Consider the following 16878-nt stretch of genomic DNA (forward strand, 5'->3'; position numbering starts at 1 on the left):
TTTGATAAGCGCAAAATGTGGAATCAGATGCGCATGATGCCGACAGACTTTACTGATCTGTCTGGTGAAAAAACCTTTACCTATCTGATGAATGGTAAAACCACAGCGGCTAACTGGACGCAACTTGTCAAGGCTGGACAGCCTGTCAAACTACGTTTTATTAATGGTTCAGCGCAGACGATATTTGATGTACGCATCCCCGGCCTAAAAATGAAAGTCGTCGCGACGGATGGGATTGATGTCAGTCCCGTCGATATCGATGATTTCCGTATTGGGGTGGCCGAGACTTATGATGTCATCGTGACGCCCACTAAAGACGCGCATACCATATTTGCTCAAAACATAGATCGGTCAGGCTATGTTGCGACAACGCTTGCTACCAAAAAAGGTGCTCGTCCTGCGATACCTGCTATGGACAAAATCGAATGGCTGACGATGGCCGACATGATGGGCGCCATGGGATCGAATGGCTATAACGCTAAACATGCCAAAACAGAATATGACTTTAAGTCCGATATGCGCGTTGATAGTCCGCGTATGAACCTTGATGACCCTGGTATTAATCTACGTAACATTGATAGAAAGGTTTTGAATTATAGTCAGTTGCGCTCTGTCGGCGATGAGATAATGGCAGAGCAGCGCAAACCCACCAGAGAGATTGAAATACATCTGACGGGAAACATGGAGCGCTATATTTGGGCTCTAGACGGGGTTATGTTCAAAGATGCCGCACCGGTCAATATTAAGCCCAACGAGCGCGTACGTATTACCTTAGTCAATGACACCATGATGAATCATCCCATGCATTTGCATGGTATGTGGAGCGATCTGCGGATGCCTTCAGGTGAGTTTCAAGTACGTAAGCATACGATAATGGTACAGCCTGCACAAAAGATAAGCTTTGATGTCACCGGAGAAGCTGGCAGATGGGCATGGCATTGCCACTTGCTCTATCACATGGAAGCAGGGATGTTTAGAGAAGTTGCCGTTGTTTAATAAACCTTCGAATATGAGCCTTATTATGAAAATATATAAAGTAGGTCTACCGTTTATTGGCATGTCATCTTTGATGCTACTAATGTCACCTTTAGCAAACGCTGCTGAGATGTCGAACATGGATCATGGCAGTATGGACATGTCTGGTATGGACATGTCTGGTATGGATATGTCAGATATGGATCACAGCAGCATGGATATGTCGGGCAATATGTCAGATATGGACCATAGTGGCATGGATATGTCAGGCGATATGTCGGATATGGATCATAGTGGTATGGATATGTCAGGCGATATGTCGGATATGGATCACAGTGGTATGGATATGTCAGGTGACATGTCAGATATGGATCATAGTGGCATGGATATGTCGGGCGATATGTCAGGTATGGATCATAGTGGCATGGATATGTCGGGCATGGATCATGGCAGTATGGACATGTCAGGAATGCAAGGTGGCGAAGCACCAGCCGATGCTCGAAGCCCTGACTACTCGAACGGTGTTCCCTATGGTCGCTTTGGTAAGCCTGTGATGATGGGTAGCTTACCGTTATGGGGCGTATCAGTAGACGATTTGGGCTATCAATTTGACGATGATCAAATCAATTATGAGTTTGATACGTGGTACGGTACAGACAGCAACCGCGTAACGCTACGTAGCGAAGGTAGTATCCAAACTAAAGATGATAAAGAAATTGATAGCTTAACCTCACTATCTTACTGGAAGCCACTTAGTATTTTTTGGAATGGGGAAGCCGGTGTTGCTTATGATACCGAAAATGATAAATCTGCCGTGATGGCTGGTATTGCAGGCACTGCACCTTACTTCATCGAAACCGATGCTAGAGCTTATTTATATACTGATGGGCAAGTTCGTCTAGATCTAGGTGCGGAGTATGAGTGGCGCTTAGATCAACATTGGGTAGTGATTCCAGAAGTAGAGCTGACGGCGTTTAGCAAAGATGATACAGATAACCATATTACTAAAGGCTTTAATGAGTTTGGGGCTGACGTTAGGCTTACTTACGAGATGTTAAGTCGTCAGCTCGCGCCTTATGTGGGTATCAGCTATGAGACCGCTTTAGGCAACGCAAGAGATTTGCGACGTCAAGAAGACGAAGCTGTTGATTCTAGTAGCGTTACAGCTGGTGTGAAATTTTGGTTCTAGTGTTAACCATGTAAGTAACAACAGTTTATAACACTAGCTCTAAAAAAAGGCACCTCTTTATTTAGGTGCCTTTTTACTAAATTAAGGACAAGAATATGAATAACCATATGGATAATAAACAGAAGCAAATGAACCCTTATGTAAAGTTCACAATCATGATTTTAACATCGACAGTCGTGATGTTTATCATGATGTATTTTAATACTTATCAATGGGATCACGTTTATTTTAGCGAAACCAGAGCTTATATGGCGTTATATATGGGCGCTATGATGGCTATTATTATGCTCGCCTTTATGACCAATATGTATAAAAAGACTAAGGTCAATCTAATGGTTTATGGGATTAGTGTCGTGCTATTTGCCTTTGGTTTATGGGGCGTTAGATCACAACAAACGGTCGATCAAGTGGATTGGATGCAGGCGATGATACCGCATCACTCGATTGCTATTTTGACCAGTTCGCGTGCTGATATCGAAGATCCACGTGTACGCCAGCTTGCTGATGACATTATCGAAGCACAAAAGCGTGAAATCGGTGAGATGCAAGCGCTTATTGATGAGTTGGAATAGGCAGTCACAAATTTTGAGCACTTTGTATTAGGTGTTATTAAGTAAGCAGACTATTGAGAGGTGTACGTTCACACACTAGCACTATATCATTACTTATACTAAGGAAATAACAAATAAGGAGTCCTTGTAATGGTTATTATGATGCACGGTATGATGAACGGGACTATGCACGGCATGATGAATGGATCGATGCACGGTATGGGTTGGGGAGAATCTATTGTCTCCTTATTGTTTACAGTACTGGTTTTTGCGGTACTGATATTGACTATTATGGCCTTACTCAAATATTTGCGTAATAAAGATTAAGTTCCAATTGAAACTTAATTTTCGAGATATCTAGATTAGTAATTAGATGAATAGCAATTAAAGGTTGATGATTGTGCTTTAAAAGCTTTATTTATTGTCTTCAAGGAGTGATTTTATGAAACATATTGCCGATGAAAAATCTATCAAAGGTGGTCAGTACGATAAAGTGCCAGAAAACTATAGTGGTACGGTTTATATCTGCCCGATGCATCCTGAGGTTAGAGATACTGAGAAGAGCGATTGTCCGATATGCGGCATGTTTCTCAAACCTGAAGACGAGGTTGCTGAATCCAACAATAATGAGGGCAGTCATGCGCATTGTCATAAAGCGGATGCTAATAATAGTACTGAGTTAAAGTCTGTCGAAGGCAATAAGTACGACAAGATACCAGAAAATTATAACGGCACGATTTATATTTGTCCTATGCATCCAGAAGTAAGAGATGTTGAAAAAAGTGACTGCCCAATATGTGGCATGTTTCTTAAACCTGAAGACGAAGTTGCTAAAGATGATAGTCACGCCAGTTGTCATGGAAAGGATACTGATAGTAGCGGAGTAAAATCTGTTAAAGGCGGTAAATACGATAAAGTACCTGCTGATTACGATGGCACGGTATATACCTGTCCTATGCATCCTGAAGTGAGAGACGTTAGAAATAGCGGTTGTCCGATATGTGGTATGGCGCTTGAGCCCGAAACGCTTACTATCGGTGAAGAGGACACCTCAGAGCTTGACGATATGACTCGTCGTTTTTGGATATGTACCGTGTTGACTGTACCGCTATTAATATATGTGATGAGCGGTATGTTTGACTTAAACGTAGTTAATTTTAGTCAGTATGGTATCTCTTCAAAGATCTTACAATGGGCTGAGTTAGTGCTCGCGACCCCTGTAGTGCTTTGGGGCGCCGCCCCGTTTTTCGTCCGTGGCTGGCAGTCTATAAAAAGCCGCAATCTAAATATGTTTACCTTGATTGCGATAGGCGTAGGCGCTGCTTATATTTTTAGTATTGTCGCGACCTTTTTTCCCGATATTTTCCCAGACAGTTTCAGAGATGCCTCTGGTCAAGTCGGAGTCTACTATGAAGCGGCAGCGGTCATTGTGACCTTGGTGCTACTGGGTCAAGTATTAGAGCTCAAAGCTAGAAGTCAAACTTCAGGTGCGATTAGAGCTTTGCTTGAGCTCGCACCACCAACCGCAAGACGTGTCGATGAAAACGGTGAAGAAGTCGAAGTCTCGCTTGATGAGGTCGTCACTGGCGATAAGCTACGGGTTAAACCAGGTGAGAAACTACCCGTAGATGGTACAGTGATCGATGGTAATAGTAATGTTGATGAATCAATGGTGACGGGTGAGCCAATCCCTGTATCAAAAGTAGCAGGAGATACAGTGACTGGTGGTACGGTAAATGGCACCGGAACGCTATTAGTCGAAGCGGTCAATGTTGGAGCAGATTCAGTATTATCTAAAATTGTACAAATGGTTGCTGAAGCCCAGCGTAGCCGCGCACCTATACAGAAATTGGTAGATAAGGTAGCTGGGTGGTTCGTACCGATCGTGCTTATTTGCTCCGTCATTACCTTTATTGTCTGGGCAATATTCGGCCCTGAGCCCGCTATGACCTATGCTTTGGTTAACGCGATTGCGGTACTGATTATTGCTTGTCCTTGTGCCCTTGGTCTAGCGACGCCGATGTCCATTATGGTTGGTACCGGCAAAGGCGCGCAAAACGGCGTCCTCATCAAAAATGCTGAAGCGTTAGAGAGTATGGAAAAAGTCGATACCATTGTCGTCGACAAGACCGGAACACTGACCGCTGGTAAGCCCGAGCTTACCGCAATTGATGCGCAGGTAGGTCAAGATGAAGACGAGTTCCTCGCATTGGTAGCCTCAGTAGAAAGCGCTAGCGAGCATCCTTTAGCAGAAGCTATCGTTAGAGCAGCTCAAGAAAGATCACTCATTATTCCTAAAGCTACTGACTTTAATTCGACTACTGGCGAAGGCGTACAAGCCGTGGTCGATGGTAAGAAAGTCGCTATTGGTAACTCTAAGCTTATGGAAAGCCTAAATAGTTTTGATAATGAGCTGTCCACTAAAGCTGATGTCCGTAGAAAAGACGGAGAAACGGTAATGTTTGTGGCTATAGACGGTAAAGCTGCTGGTATTATTTCAGTTGCTGACCCTATTAAACCAAGCACTAAAGAGGCTATTTCACTGCTTCATGACGCAGGTTTAAAAGTTGTGATGCTAACCGGTGACAACGAAAAAACCGCGCAGGCAGTCGCCAATAAACTAGGTATTGATGAAGTTCATGCGGATGTCTCACCAGAGGATAAAAACCGTATCGTCAAAGAAATGCAAGACAGCGGTAAATTGGTCGCTATGGCGGGTGATGGTATCAACGACGCACCAGCGCTAGCGCAAGCTAATGTTGGTATCGCTATGGGAACTGGTACCGATGTGGCGATGGAGAGTGCGGGCATTACCCTGCTAAAAGGTGATTTAATGGGCATTGCCAAAGCTTATAAGCTTAGCCACGCCACCATGCGCAATATCAGACAGAATCTGTTTTTTGCCTTTATCTACAATGCACTTGGTGTTCCTATTGCCGCAGGTGTGCTCTATCCCATATTTGGGCTTCTGCTCAGTCCGATGATAGCAGCGGCAGCGATGAGCTTGTCGTCATTCTCGGTGATTGCTAACGCGCTGCGATTGCGCCGTTTGAAACTATAATTCTGGTACGGTAAAAAGTGTTCTAAAGCACACTGACACATACTGGTCTAAACAAGATCACAAAATATAAGGATACCGTTATGGGCAGCTTTTCTATTACACATTGGCTGATTTTATTGGTCGTAGTGGTGGTCGTATTTGGTACTGCCAAGCTTAAAAATGCAGGTAAAGATTTAGGCGGTGCGGTGAAGGGTTTTAAAGAAGCGGTCAAAGATGAAGAACCCGAGAATGCTCGCAAAAATCATGTGCTTAGCCATGAAAATAGTACGCCAGCTGCAAGTAATGATTTAAATACGCGTGTAGGTAATCAGGCTGATGATATGGAAATCAGCCCTATTTCCACTGATGACCAGCCTAAAGTATGAAGCGCGCCGCTTATAAATAGCGGCACTAAGTAGTCTATTAATATATGTGACTGTTATGTTTGATATTGGGTTTTCCGAATTACTCTTGTTTGGCGTCATTGCTTTAATCGTATTGGGGCCAGAAAAACTGCCGCAAGCCGCACGTACCGCTGGGCAATGGTATGCCAAACTGCGCCGTACAGTATCCACTCTACAATCTGAAATAGAAGCTGAGCTTGATCTAGCTGAAACACGTCAACAAATGCAAAATGAACTTGCGAAAATCCGTCAGACCGAGTCGGATATGAAGCGCGAATTAGCAGAAATGCGTGGCAGTATGCAAAAGTTTGAGCAGTCACAGAACCAAAGCCTAGACGCTTCACATCAGTCAATCACCCCTTATGATAAAGACCATCAACAGAATACTACCTCCTCGTTCATTAAACAGGAGGCGGATCAGTGAGCCTATTTAAACGGCAAAAAAGTCGACAAGAAAAAATAACAGATATAGAGTTTGAGGCGCCAACAGATACAACACAGAATAGTGAGTCTGGAGATACGTTAGGTACGCTTGGCGATATGCCTATTACCGGACATTTAATCGAGCTGCGTACGCACTTAATAAGAATATGCGTGGTCGTCTTAATTATATTCTTAGTATTGGTGGGATTTTCACGCGAGCTTTATAATCTTTTATCAGACCCATTAGTGGCGCAGTTACCCATCAATTCGACCATGATTGCCACTGATATAACGTCAAACTTTATGGCACCCATTCGCTTAACGATATTCGTCGCCGCATTTTTAGCAATGCCTTATATCCTGTATCAAATTTGGTCATTTGTAGCTTCCGGCTTATATAAAAAAGAGAAGAAAATTGCCATTCCTGTACTGCTATCTTCGATATTTCTATTTTATGCTGGTGTTGCTTTTTCCTACTTTGTCGTACTCAAAGGGGTATTGAAATTTTTTATTATGTTCGCTCCGCAGAACGTTATACCAATGACCGATATTGACAGTTATCTGAGCTTTGCCCTCAAGCTATTTATGGTGTTTGGACTGACTTTTGAGATTCCAGTGGTTACCTTATTGCTGATAATGGCCGGAATCGTTTCTACTCAAATTTTAGAAGATAAGCGTCGTTATATCATAGTCGGCTGTTTTGGGATCGCCGCGGTAGTGACACCGCCTGATGGTGTATCAATGCTGTTGTTGGCGATTCCTATGTGGCTATTATTTGAGCTGGGTTTACTCTTAGCAAAGATATTAATTAAAAATGAACGAAATAATGATTTAGTCTCAGGGAATGAAACATTAGAAAGTAGCTAGCACTACTTAAATACGCCAAGAACCTTTTTTACTTTTTACTTTTTACTAGAGTATGTCAGCGTGAGTACTCTACTTAGCGACGGACTCTAAATGGAACACCCAACTAATAACAACGAAAAAAATGACGGTCTTGCAAATCGACTTAACCAAGAGTGCTACTGCATTACCCTTGATCGTAAAGCGCTTAATACAAGCCTTCAAGATCAATTGGTAGAAACTAGAAACAATCCAATAGGAGCGAACGAGCTTAATAAGCTTTTTTCAGCAACACCCGTGTTCGTTCCCAAAACAGAGATAGAGGCGATGGAGCGAATCGTCAGGGCTATCGAGTCAGCTGCCGAACTGCCATTGTATCAAGAGCAAGTGCTGTCGTGGGCACCAGAAATAGCTGCTTTCGACCCAGGCCCAATAGGGGCCCTCATGGGTTATGACTTTCACTTGGGTAGCGATGGACCTCAGCTCATCGAGGTCAATACTAATGCCGGTGGCGCATTTCTGAATGTGTTGCTCGCTCGCGCACAAAAACGCTGTTGCAACCCCTCAGAGCAAAGCGCTGCAACCAATCAAATGCTAGATAGGTTCGAGGAAGCAGTGTTTGACATGTTCAAACAGGAATGGCAGCGACAGTCCGCTGTTGCTATGCCCAATCGGATAGCCATTGTGGACAATGACCCCGAGAGTCAGTTCATGTTCTTAGAGTTTGAGTTAGCCTGTCAACTGCTCCAAGCTAGAGGTATTGATACTGTGATACTTGATCCCTCTGAACTCGAGTATATCGACGGTACGTTAACAGCCCATGGCCAGAAAATCGATATGATTTACAATCGGCTTGTCGACTTTGCATTTGAGGACCCTGACCATGTATTGCTTAAGCAGGCTTATTTAGAGGGTGCTGTGGTAGTGACACCCAATCCCCGCGTACATGCTATGTTGGCCAATAAGCAAAACCTGACATTGCTATCAGACTCCCAAATATTGCGCTCTTGGGGTCTGGATGAGGCTGCAGTGGAGTGCCTCGAAAGGTCTGTACCGAGGACTAAGATTGTATCAAGAGACGATGCAGCAGAGTTGTGGCTTACTCGGCGGCAACTGTTTTTTAAGCCAGTTGCTGGTCATGGAAGCAAAGGCGTTTATCGCGGTAGCAAACTGACTCGACGCGTCTTCGAAAACATTCTGGATGAAGATTATATCGCACAGACCTTTGTCCCTGCAGGAGAGAGATCACTCAAAATTGATGACATCGTAACAACAAGAAAGGTAGATATACGTCTTTATACGTATGGCGGAAAACTGTTACTACCTGCTGCGCGTGTGTATCAAGGTCAGGTGACTAACTTCCGTACGCCAGGCGGTGGATTCGCGCCTGTCTTTCAGGTGTGATCGTCTAGGTCTTATTTAGATAGCATTAGGCTGTTATAAGTCCGGTTAACTAATTCAATATTCTTCTTACCTAACAAAAGATGGTTGTATATTTATGATTGTCTATTACTTTCGGCACGCTTTTCAAAACACTTCGAAAACAATTGGAGCTAGAGATAGCAGTAAATTTCAATAGTTTCCAATAATAAAAATCCAACCGTTACAGTGAGCTTAAATCATATTAGAGTAAACAGGGTTAGACCGTATGTTAATCACAGAATTGGGTTATTTTGCCTTGCTAGCCGCCTTAATCTTGGCGATTTTGCAGGTGGTATTACCAACGATAGGCGTTATGCGTGACCATGTTGCTTGGCAGCGTTTGGCACCGAGTTTGGCATGGGCACAGTTTGCTGCCATGATTTTTTCATTTGTTGCATTGATGGCAGGCTTTTATTTCAATGACTTTAGTCTCGTCTATGTCACGCAGCACTCTAATACTTTGTTGCCTTGGTACTATAAACTCTCGGCGACATGGGGCGGACACGAAGGCTCGCTCTTGTTGTGGATGACCATCATGGCCACGTGGTGCGCGCTGGTCTCCTATTTTAGCCGTGGCTTACCGTTGTCGATGCGCGCGCGGGTACTCGTGATATTGGCCGGTGTGCAGGTCATGATGCTAGCGATGCTGATTTTTACCTCGTCGCCATTTGATCGTACCTTGCCCAATCTGCCCGTAGATGGGGTAGATCTCAACCCACTTTTGCAGGATTTTGGGCTGATCGTTCATCCACCGATGCTGTATATGGGTTATGTGGGCTTAGCGGTGCCATTTGCTTTTTGTATGGCGGCATTGTGGGAAGGGCGTTTGGATGCAGTATGGACACGTTGGTCGCGTCCATGGGCGCTAGCGGCTTGGGGGTTTTTGACCGTTGGTATCGCTCTTGGCTCTTGGTGGGCGTATTATGAGCTTGGCTGGGGCGGCTGGTGGTTTTGGGATCCTGTAGAAAACGCCTCACTGATGCCTTGGCTTGCCGGTTTAGCCTTGCTGCATTCGTTGGCAGTGACTGAGAAGCGCGGTGTCTTTAAAGCATGGACCATTATGCTGGCTATCTTTGCTTTTGCCTTAAGTCTCTTGGGTACTTTCCTTGTACGTTCAGGGGTTATTACCTCAGTGCATTCGTTTGCCGCTGACCCCACTCGTGGTCTGGTAATTTTAGTGATTCTTGGCATCATCGTCGGTGGTGGTTTGCTGATGTTTGCGCTGCGTGGCTGGCGTTTGACGATTGAAAGTCAGTATCAACTGGTTTCGCGTGAGTCATTTTTAGTCATTAACAACGTCATCATTTTGATTGCAACGTTAGTGGTATTGCTTGGTACCCTCTATCCTATCATTGCCGACGCCTTTAGCTTGGGTCAGGTATCGGTAGGTCCTCCGTACTTTAATGCGCTATTTGTGCCTTTAACATGGCTATTGCTGGTTGCCATGGGTATGGGCTCCAATATCCGCTGGAAACAAGATAAGCGTCCATTGTTAGGCGTTGGTATGGTCATTGCGGCGAGCAGTCTAGTATTAGCTGCAGTCATCACTTACTTTGTCAGTCCATCTGCCATGCTTAATATTGGTGTAACACTAGCAGTAAGTTTTTGGGTACTGTTCTGGATGGTGGTTGATTTCAAAGACAAAACCAAAAATGCACCAAGCTTTTTGCAAGGCTTAAATAAGCTGCGTTTAAGCTACTGGGGTCAGCAAACGGCACATATTGGTGTGATTGTAGCGGTCATCGGTGTTGCCTTTACCAGTACCTTGAGTATCGAGCGCGATGTGGCATTGAGTGTTGGCGAAACGGTCCATGTCCAAGGTTACGACTTCACCGTTAAAGGCTTCCGCGAAGTCAAAGGCAGTAACTATGATGCGACCCAAGCTGAGGTCGAAGTGAGTAAAGATAGCCGTGCTGTGACTACGTTATACCCTGAAAAACGCAATTACATTATTAGCATGATGCCAATGACCGAAGCAGCGATTGATGACAGTCTGATGCGTGATGTGTACGTCGCACTTGGTGAACCTATAGCTGAAGGCAGTAATAAATGGGCCGTACGTATTTATGTGAAGCCATTGATTCGTTGGATATGGCTCGGCGCTATTATTATGGCATTGGGTGGTCTGCTGAGTATGCTTGATAGGCGCTATCGTCTCAAAACATCCAAGACCCCTGCACAAATTGCAGCGAGTAAGTCAGGCTTTACGACGGTTACTGATTTAGATGTTAAAAGCACTACTAATAACACGACACTAATAGGGGAGAAGCAAAATGACTAAGTCTAATCATTTTTCCGAGCAACCCCCTGAAACAAAAGGTAATCGAACAATGAAAAAAAGCCAAATTAGAATATGGTTTTTGATCCCGCTGATCATCTTTGCTGCTGTTATGGTTATGCTTTATTTTCGTTTGGGGCAGCCGACTGAAATCGTAACCAATACCGCGCTTGAACGCCCAGTACCAGCGTTTGAGCTGCCATTGTTGTCCGATACCAGTCGGATCATGACCAATGACAACTTACCTGATGAGCCCTTTTTGATGAATATTTGGGGCTCTTGGTGCCCAACTTGCGTTATTGAGCATCCTTTTTTGATGCAACTAGAAGAGCGTGGTGTCAATCTGGTTGGCGTGAATTATAAAGACGATATTGGTGATGCTTTCGGTTATCTGAACCGAGGCGGTGATCCCTTTTCGATGTCTATTCAGGATTTGTCCGGCCAGTTTGCCTTGGACTTAGGGTTGACGGGTGCGCCTGAGACTTTCACTGTCGATGGTGAAGGCGTTATTCGCCAGCACATTGTTGGTGAGATTAACGAGAGTAACTGGCAAGATCGTATTGAGCCTTGCTTAACGGTACTCAATGATGCCAATGATAATAACGTCAGTCCAGATGCGATTCAGGTTGAAGAGGTGTGCAAATGATAGCCCTTTCAATAAAGGCCGTTACGATAAAAGTAGCGAGCTTAATACTTGCCTGTCTCCTAAGTGTGACCAGCTATGCGGCGATTGACGTCTATGATTTTGATTCTGTCCAACAAGAAGCACAATACCGAGGATTGATCGAAGAGCTACGTTGCCCGAAATGCCAAAACCAAAACTTGGCAGGTTCTGATGCGCCGATTGCCCAAGACTTAAAGCAAAAAGTCTATGATTTGATTAAAGACAGACGTAGTGATGCGGAAATCCGGGATTATATGCAAGAGCGCTACGGCGATTTTATCAGCTACAAGCCGCCTGTACGTCCATCGACATGGATTTTATGGTTTTTTCCGCCATTGCTACTGATCGTATTATTGATAGGGTGGTTTTGGCAAAGCCGTCGCCGCCAGCTGGTAGCGAGCGGTCAGAGTAGAGTGACGGTAGATAATACCGCCTCGGAGCTGACTGCCGCCGAAAAAGCCGAACTTGATCGTCTGCTATCGCGTGCCAATAGCACCGATAATGACGCTCATGACACCACAAGCCCCGAGGACAAAAAATGACCATATTCTCTACTGCTGGCTTATTTATTGCTCTAAGCTTACTGATTGCCTTACTCCTTGCTGTTATTACCATCATGCCATGGCTGCGCGCCACGCGTACATCAGGCACTTCTGTGGACAACCAGCTACTAGATATCAACGTGGCGGTGTTTCGCGAGCGTCTGGCAGAGCTAAAAACAGACAAAGACAGTGGCACCATCGATGATGCTCACTACCAAAACCAAAAGCTTGAGCTTGAGCGGCAACTATTGGATGCCCAGCGTGAAGTCACGCCGATGGTCACCCCTGGTATCAAAAGCCGCTTGATCCTCATGGTTTGGGTGCCTGTATTGGCTGCGCTGGCGTATCTGATGGTGGGTGACCGAACGCCTGTGTTTGATCTGTGGACGGCCGAAGACAAGGTCGGAAAAGTCGCTGATGACTTGTTGACTGGCAAAATCGATCAGCCACCTGTATGGGCAATCGAAAACGGCCAGCAGCTTATCAGCGCGATGCAGACCAACGTTTATCGTCATGCCGATGATCCTGATCGCTGGATGCGTTTGTCAGAGCTGTTTTTATCGCTTGAAGCTACCGACTCAGCGATTGAAGCTTTGTCACGCGCTTACCGTCTGTCACCAGACAATGAAGAGATTGCGACCACTTATGCGCAGATTAGCTTTTTTGCCAATAAAGGTCAGCTTGATGCCAGTAGCCGCCGTGTATTACAAGATGTCCTTGCCAAAAATCCACAGCATGAAGGTGCGCAGATGCTAATGGCAATGGGTGAGGCACGTGGTAGTAACTTTGCAGAAGCGCAAGGTTGGATTAAGCGTTTACGTGAGAGCATCGCTGCCAAACCAGGTGACCATAGTAAAGCGCTAGCGAGCCTTGATGAGCTAAGTGCTAATGTCATCGAGCAAGAGCAGCAAGCCGCGCAAGGTATCGAAGTTACCGTCTCTATTGATGCGAGTCTATTACCATTGGTTAAAGCCAATGATGTGTTGTTTGTAGCGATACGTGATGTGAAAGGGGGCCCTCCGTTTGCCGCCAAACGTTTACCTATTAGTATCATCAAGCAAGGTAAAGCCAGTATCCGTTTAAGCGATCTTGATGCGATGATGCCAGAACGCACGTTACAATCTGCCCGTAGCGACAAAACTCAGTTAGCAGTCGTTGCTCGTGTTAGCCATAGTGGGACTGCGTCCGCAGAGTCGGGTGATCTATCAGGTAACCCAGTAGTGATTAGCGCTGAACAGACTCAAGTTAATATTGAAATCAATCAACAGATCCCTTAACAAATGATTATTACAGTAAGTTTCATAATACTAGAACCGTATGTAGGACAGCTTTTGAAAGTGGTGCTATCAATAGCTGTATAACCTATTAGTAAAGAAGTAAAAAACGGCTATGGTGTTTTGCTAGTGAAATAATTGGACGGATGACTATAGAAAGTCTTGATTAAACATAACAGACAGCTCATTTTCAGCTTCCCGCAGAAGAGGTATATGGCTTAATAACTCTACTAAAGACTTTTTAACAGTGGGACCATGAGTAAATACGGTGGCAAAGGTTTGCTTGCTGCTCACTATTTAGAATTAGTACCGCACAGGCAACCATGCCTCGAATGAATTCTTAGTTATCTATCCCTATCTGAGTATCCCGCGTTTCAGCTATGGTCCGCGTAGCTTGTTTTTACATCAGTATTGTTAGCTCTAGCAGTGATAATGAATATATTCACTGTCAGATAACTTTGGTTTAATTTAAAACAGAATCATGACGTTTTGGACAATCATCACTACGCCACTAATGACCATTAATAGGATCAGCATCACTCTAAACTGCTTGATATTCATACCTGCTAAAAAGCGCTTACCAATGATGTTGCCAACCACAGCACCAAGCCCTAAAGCAAAGCCATAAATCCAAAGATTGGCAGTCAATACGCCAAAAAAAGTATAACTACCAATCTGAGCCAATCCTACAAAGAATGAATTAGCTGTTTTAGTAGCGATTAAATCTTCTTTTTGTAATCCCGTATTCATATAGAAAGGATTGAGCACAGGACCCAAACCGCCGACGAGTGTGCTAATGAACGCCGTAATAAAACCTAAAGGCACAAACCCCAGTTTAGGCATATTAAAAGATTTTTCTACTTTGCCAAAACGATACTGCAAGACGGTAGATATCAAAAATGCACCCACTAATAACTGAATCCAGCTCCCATCAAGACGGCTAAATAATAATGCAGCTAACCACGCACCAACGATAGCGCTTGGCGCATAATACTTTATTAGCGACCAGTCGATATGATGCCAAAATAAATAAAGACGTGAAGGGCGACTAATGAAATTACCTAAATTAATCACGGGTGGCGCAGCCGAGATCCCTATCAGCGCAGAGGTGACAGGTATAAGTAAAAGTGCACCGCCACCTCCTGATATGGTGGAAATCACAAAAGCAATCATACCCGCCAAAAACAGCCCTGCAAGATGCCAATTAGGAATTGCTTGTAAAATATCGAGCACGGTTAAGCTCCAACATTAACAGAAGGGAACGAGATTGTTTTAGAGCTATATCCTATCTAAAGTCACCATAAAACGTTACCTGAAGAGCAAGATGCCAAGCGTGCCAAAAATGAGCTCATACAGTTTGCTACTGATCATGGTCATAAACTTGCTGCGTTCTACGTAGAGAATGGGTCAGGGGCAAAGCTAGTACATCCAAAGCTGATAGCTATCATAACCCCAGTTCGGGATAAGCCACATTGTAACTCATTGATACTATTTACAATGTCGCTACCTGTCCCTGCTGAGGCATGTTTTTGATGGTGGGTTTATAGGGAAACCAGCAATAAGCAATCAAACCTGACAGCAAGTTTGTAATAAAACCCGTGACACTACGATAGCGTGAGTGTTCGATTTGGCACAAGTTTTTAAGCTCTCCAAACACCGTTTCAACCAAAGAGCGATGATTGAGTAGTGCCTCATCCATAGGCTTGAGTAATTGTGAGCTATGCTGAAGAAACCGTAGAGATAAACTTGGTAAACTAAGCGTATTGACAGGAGTTTACCATGACCAAGAAAGTAAGAACCTACAGTGACGAATTTAAAGCTGAAGCCGTCAAGAAGATAGCGGATAACAACGGCAATATTTCAGCGACCGCAAAGCAACTTGGCATCGCCATGCAAACGCTATCCAACTGGCAGAACAAAGCTAATCAAGGCAAGCTTGTAGGAACAAAGCAGTATGACCCTGAACTTATGAGTGCGCTTGAAGAGGTAAAACGCCTAAAGCGACAGCTTAAAGTTGCCGAAGAGGAACGCGAAATACTAAATGAGGAGGGATAAAGCGAAGCACTGCTTCGCCCCGACGCAAGGGGAGAGCTATGCTCGAGTTGGCGACGGCGTACTTCGCGAGAAACAGTTAGTCAGGTACGCCTTTATCAAAGACAACCAGTTCCTCTTTCGCATCACCACTATGTGCCGTGTGTTAAGGGTTAAGCCATCAAGCTATTACGACTGGCTAAGTCGTGATCTCAGCGACCAACAGATACATCGCAACCAGTCTGAATTACTGGTTAAAGCGGCTCACAATGAAACGAAAGAACGTTATGGCGCAGATCGACTGCATGCTCATCTAAGCGAGCAAGGCCATAACATTAGCCTGTATATGGTAAGAAGCATCAAAGAGCAACACGGCATTAAATGTCGTCGTCATAAGCGCTTTAAAGTCACCACCGACTCCAATCACAACAAGCTGGTCTATCCAAACGTACTGGATCAGAAGTTTGATGCTAAGCGCCCTAACGAGTCGTGGGTCAGCGACATCACCTATATCTGGACGAATGAGGGTTGGCTGTACTTAGCAGGGGTCAAAGACTTATACACCAAAGAGCTTGTCGGTTACGCTATTAACAAGCGTATGACCGCAGATTTAGTTTGCAAAGCACTAAATATGGCCATCAAGAATAAACGTCCAAGCAAAGGGCTAATCGTTCATTCAGACAGAGGCAGTCAGTATTGCAGTCACGCCTACCACAAGACCATTAAGCAGCATCAATTTATAGGCTCAATGAGCGGCAAAGGCAACTGTTTCGATAACGCTCCGATAGAAAGCTTCTGGGGCACATTAAAGAATGAGCTGGTATATCATCAAGACTATAAAACAAGGTTCACAGCCATCAATGATATTATCAGTTATATCGAGCTGTACTACAATCAGACGAGGATTCAAAAGGGTTTGGGCTATCAATCGCCAAGACAGGTGTGGTTTGATTATTATCGTCAAGCTGCGTAATTAAAATCTCCCAAGTTTATGTATACGGATTTGACGGCAGGGGTCAATAGTTTAAAACTTTTATATTTACGTGCGTGAGAACGTTACCTAGAAAAAATAAAAAACTTACACTGATTAAATTATTATGATTAAGTTTACTATCACCCTCGTCTTCTAAGTGTGGTTAGACCTTTGCCAAAATAGCTTAGTAGTAATAACAAGGTTATTATTATCAAGATAGGATAATTTCCCATAAGCATAAAGGGCGTGTTACCAACCCGTGCCTGTAT

Annotated in this window: 14 protein-coding genes and 2 pseudogenes; 14 read left to right on the forward strand and 2 right to left on the reverse strand. The window is 44.3% G+C overall.

Features of this window, described 5'->3' with window-relative positions; all coding sequences use genetic code 11:
* The 13 genes from WAZ74_RS06095 to ccmI form a co-directional block, all read left to right on the forward strand.
* Window positions 1–996, forward strand: a 996-nt coding sequence (locus WAZ74_RS06095) for a multicopper oxidase domain-containing protein (protein WP_422306862.1), incomplete at its 5' end; no start/stop codon positions are given.
* A gap of 25 nt (window positions 997–1021) precedes the next feature.
* Window positions 1022–2164, forward strand: coding sequence for a copper resistance protein B (locus tag WAZ74_RS06100; protein ID WP_422306896.1), 1143 nt, complete (start codon window positions 1022–1024; stop codon window positions 2162–2164).
* A 95-nt stretch (window positions 2165–2259) separates the two neighbouring features.
* Entirely contained in the window at window positions 2260–2736 is a 477-nt protein-coding gene (locus WAZ74_RS06105; protein ID WP_037059145.1) for a DUF305 domain-containing protein, read from the forward strand.
* Window positions 2737–2865: 129 nt separating this feature from the next.
* Window positions 2866–3042 (forward strand): hypothetical protein, encoded by a 177-nt coding sequence (locus WAZ74_RS06110; RefSeq protein ID WP_157769651.1) that lies wholly within the window; start codon window positions 2866–2868, stop codon window positions 3040–3042.
* A gap of 115 nt (window positions 3043–3157) precedes the next feature.
* On the forward strand, window positions 3158–5776 hold the full coding sequence (locus tag WAZ74_RS06115) for a copper-transporting P-type ATPase (RefSeq protein WP_422306871.1): 2619 nt from the start codon (window positions 3158–3160) through the stop codon (window positions 5774–5776).
* A gap of 80 nt (window positions 5777–5856) precedes the next feature.
* Complete coding sequence (tatA, locus tag WAZ74_RS06120) at window positions 5857–6141, forward strand: Sec-independent protein translocase subunit TatA (protein WP_011959992.1); 285 nt, start codon at window positions 5857–5859, stop codon at window positions 6139–6141.
* A 55-nt stretch (window positions 6142–6196) separates the two neighbouring features.
* Window positions 6197–6583, forward strand: coding sequence for a Sec-independent protein translocase protein TatB (gene tatB, locus WAZ74_RS06125; protein ID WP_036599454.1), 387 nt, complete (start codon window positions 6197–6199; stop codon window positions 6581–6583).
* A complete protein-coding gene (gene tatC / locus WAZ74_RS06130; protein ID WP_011959994.1) occupies window positions 6580–7449 on the forward strand; it encodes a twin-arginine translocase subunit TatC in 870 nt (289 codons plus the stop codon). The genes tatB and tatC overlap by 4 nt, the downstream gene beginning before the upstream one ends.
* 90 nt (window positions 7450–7539) lie before the next feature.
* Window positions 7540–8829, forward strand: coding sequence for a hypothetical protein (locus WAZ74_RS06135; RefSeq protein ID WP_036599449.1), 1290 nt, complete (start codon window positions 7540–7542; stop codon window positions 8827–8829).
* Window positions 8830–9073: 244 nt separating this feature from the next.
* Window positions 9074–11128 carry a heme lyase CcmF/NrfE family subunit gene (locus WAZ74_RS06140; protein ID WP_058025868.1) on the forward strand — a complete coding sequence of 685 codons (2055 nt, stop codon included), beginning with the start codon at window positions 9074–9076 and terminating at the stop codon, window positions 11126–11128.
* Window positions 11121–11771, forward strand: coding sequence for a DsbE family thiol:disulfide interchange protein (locus tag WAZ74_RS06145; protein ID WP_062844966.1), 651 nt, complete (start codon window positions 11121–11123; stop codon window positions 11769–11771). Before WAZ74_RS06140 ends, WAZ74_RS06145 begins: the two co-directional genes overlap by 8 nt.
* Window positions 11768–12331 carry a cytochrome c-type biogenesis protein gene (locus WAZ74_RS06150; protein ID WP_062844965.1) on the forward strand — a complete coding sequence of 188 codons (564 nt, stop codon included), beginning with the start codon at window positions 11768–11770 and terminating at the stop codon, window positions 12329–12331. Before WAZ74_RS06145 ends, WAZ74_RS06150 begins: the two co-directional genes overlap by 4 nt.
* On the forward strand, window positions 12328–13608 hold the full coding sequence (gene ccmI, locus WAZ74_RS06155; RefSeq protein ID WP_062844964.1) for a c-type cytochrome biogenesis protein CcmI: 1281 nt from the start codon (window positions 12328–12330) through the stop codon (window positions 13606–13608). Before WAZ74_RS06150 ends, ccmI begins: the two co-directional genes overlap by 4 nt.
* Before the next feature lie 465 nt (window positions 13609–14073).
* Here ccmI and WAZ74_RS06160 read toward each other — a convergent pair whose 3' ends face one another.
* Window positions 14074–14838 (reverse strand): sulfite exporter TauE/SafE family protein, encoded by a 765-nt coding sequence (locus tag WAZ74_RS06160; RefSeq protein ID WP_227522957.1) that lies wholly within the window; start codon window positions 14836–14838, stop codon window positions 14074–14076.
* Between the two features lie 259 nt (window positions 14839–15097).
* Window positions 15098–15319 (reverse strand): annotated as a pseudogene (locus WAZ74_RS06165) (transposase); the annotation flags it as partial.
* A 65-nt stretch (window positions 15320–15384) separates the two neighbouring features.
* On the opposite strand from WAZ74_RS06165, the pseudogene WAZ74_RS06170 reads away from it, so the two are divergent.
* A pseudogene (locus WAZ74_RS06170) lies at window positions 15385–16609 on the forward strand (IS3 family transposase).
* The last annotated feature ends 269 nt before the right edge of the window (window positions 16610–16878 follow it).

The organism is Psychrobacter sp. (genome assembly GCF_049295055.1).
Classification (GTDB): domain Bacteria; phylum Pseudomonadota; class Gammaproteobacteria; order Pseudomonadales; family Moraxellaceae; genus Psychrobacter.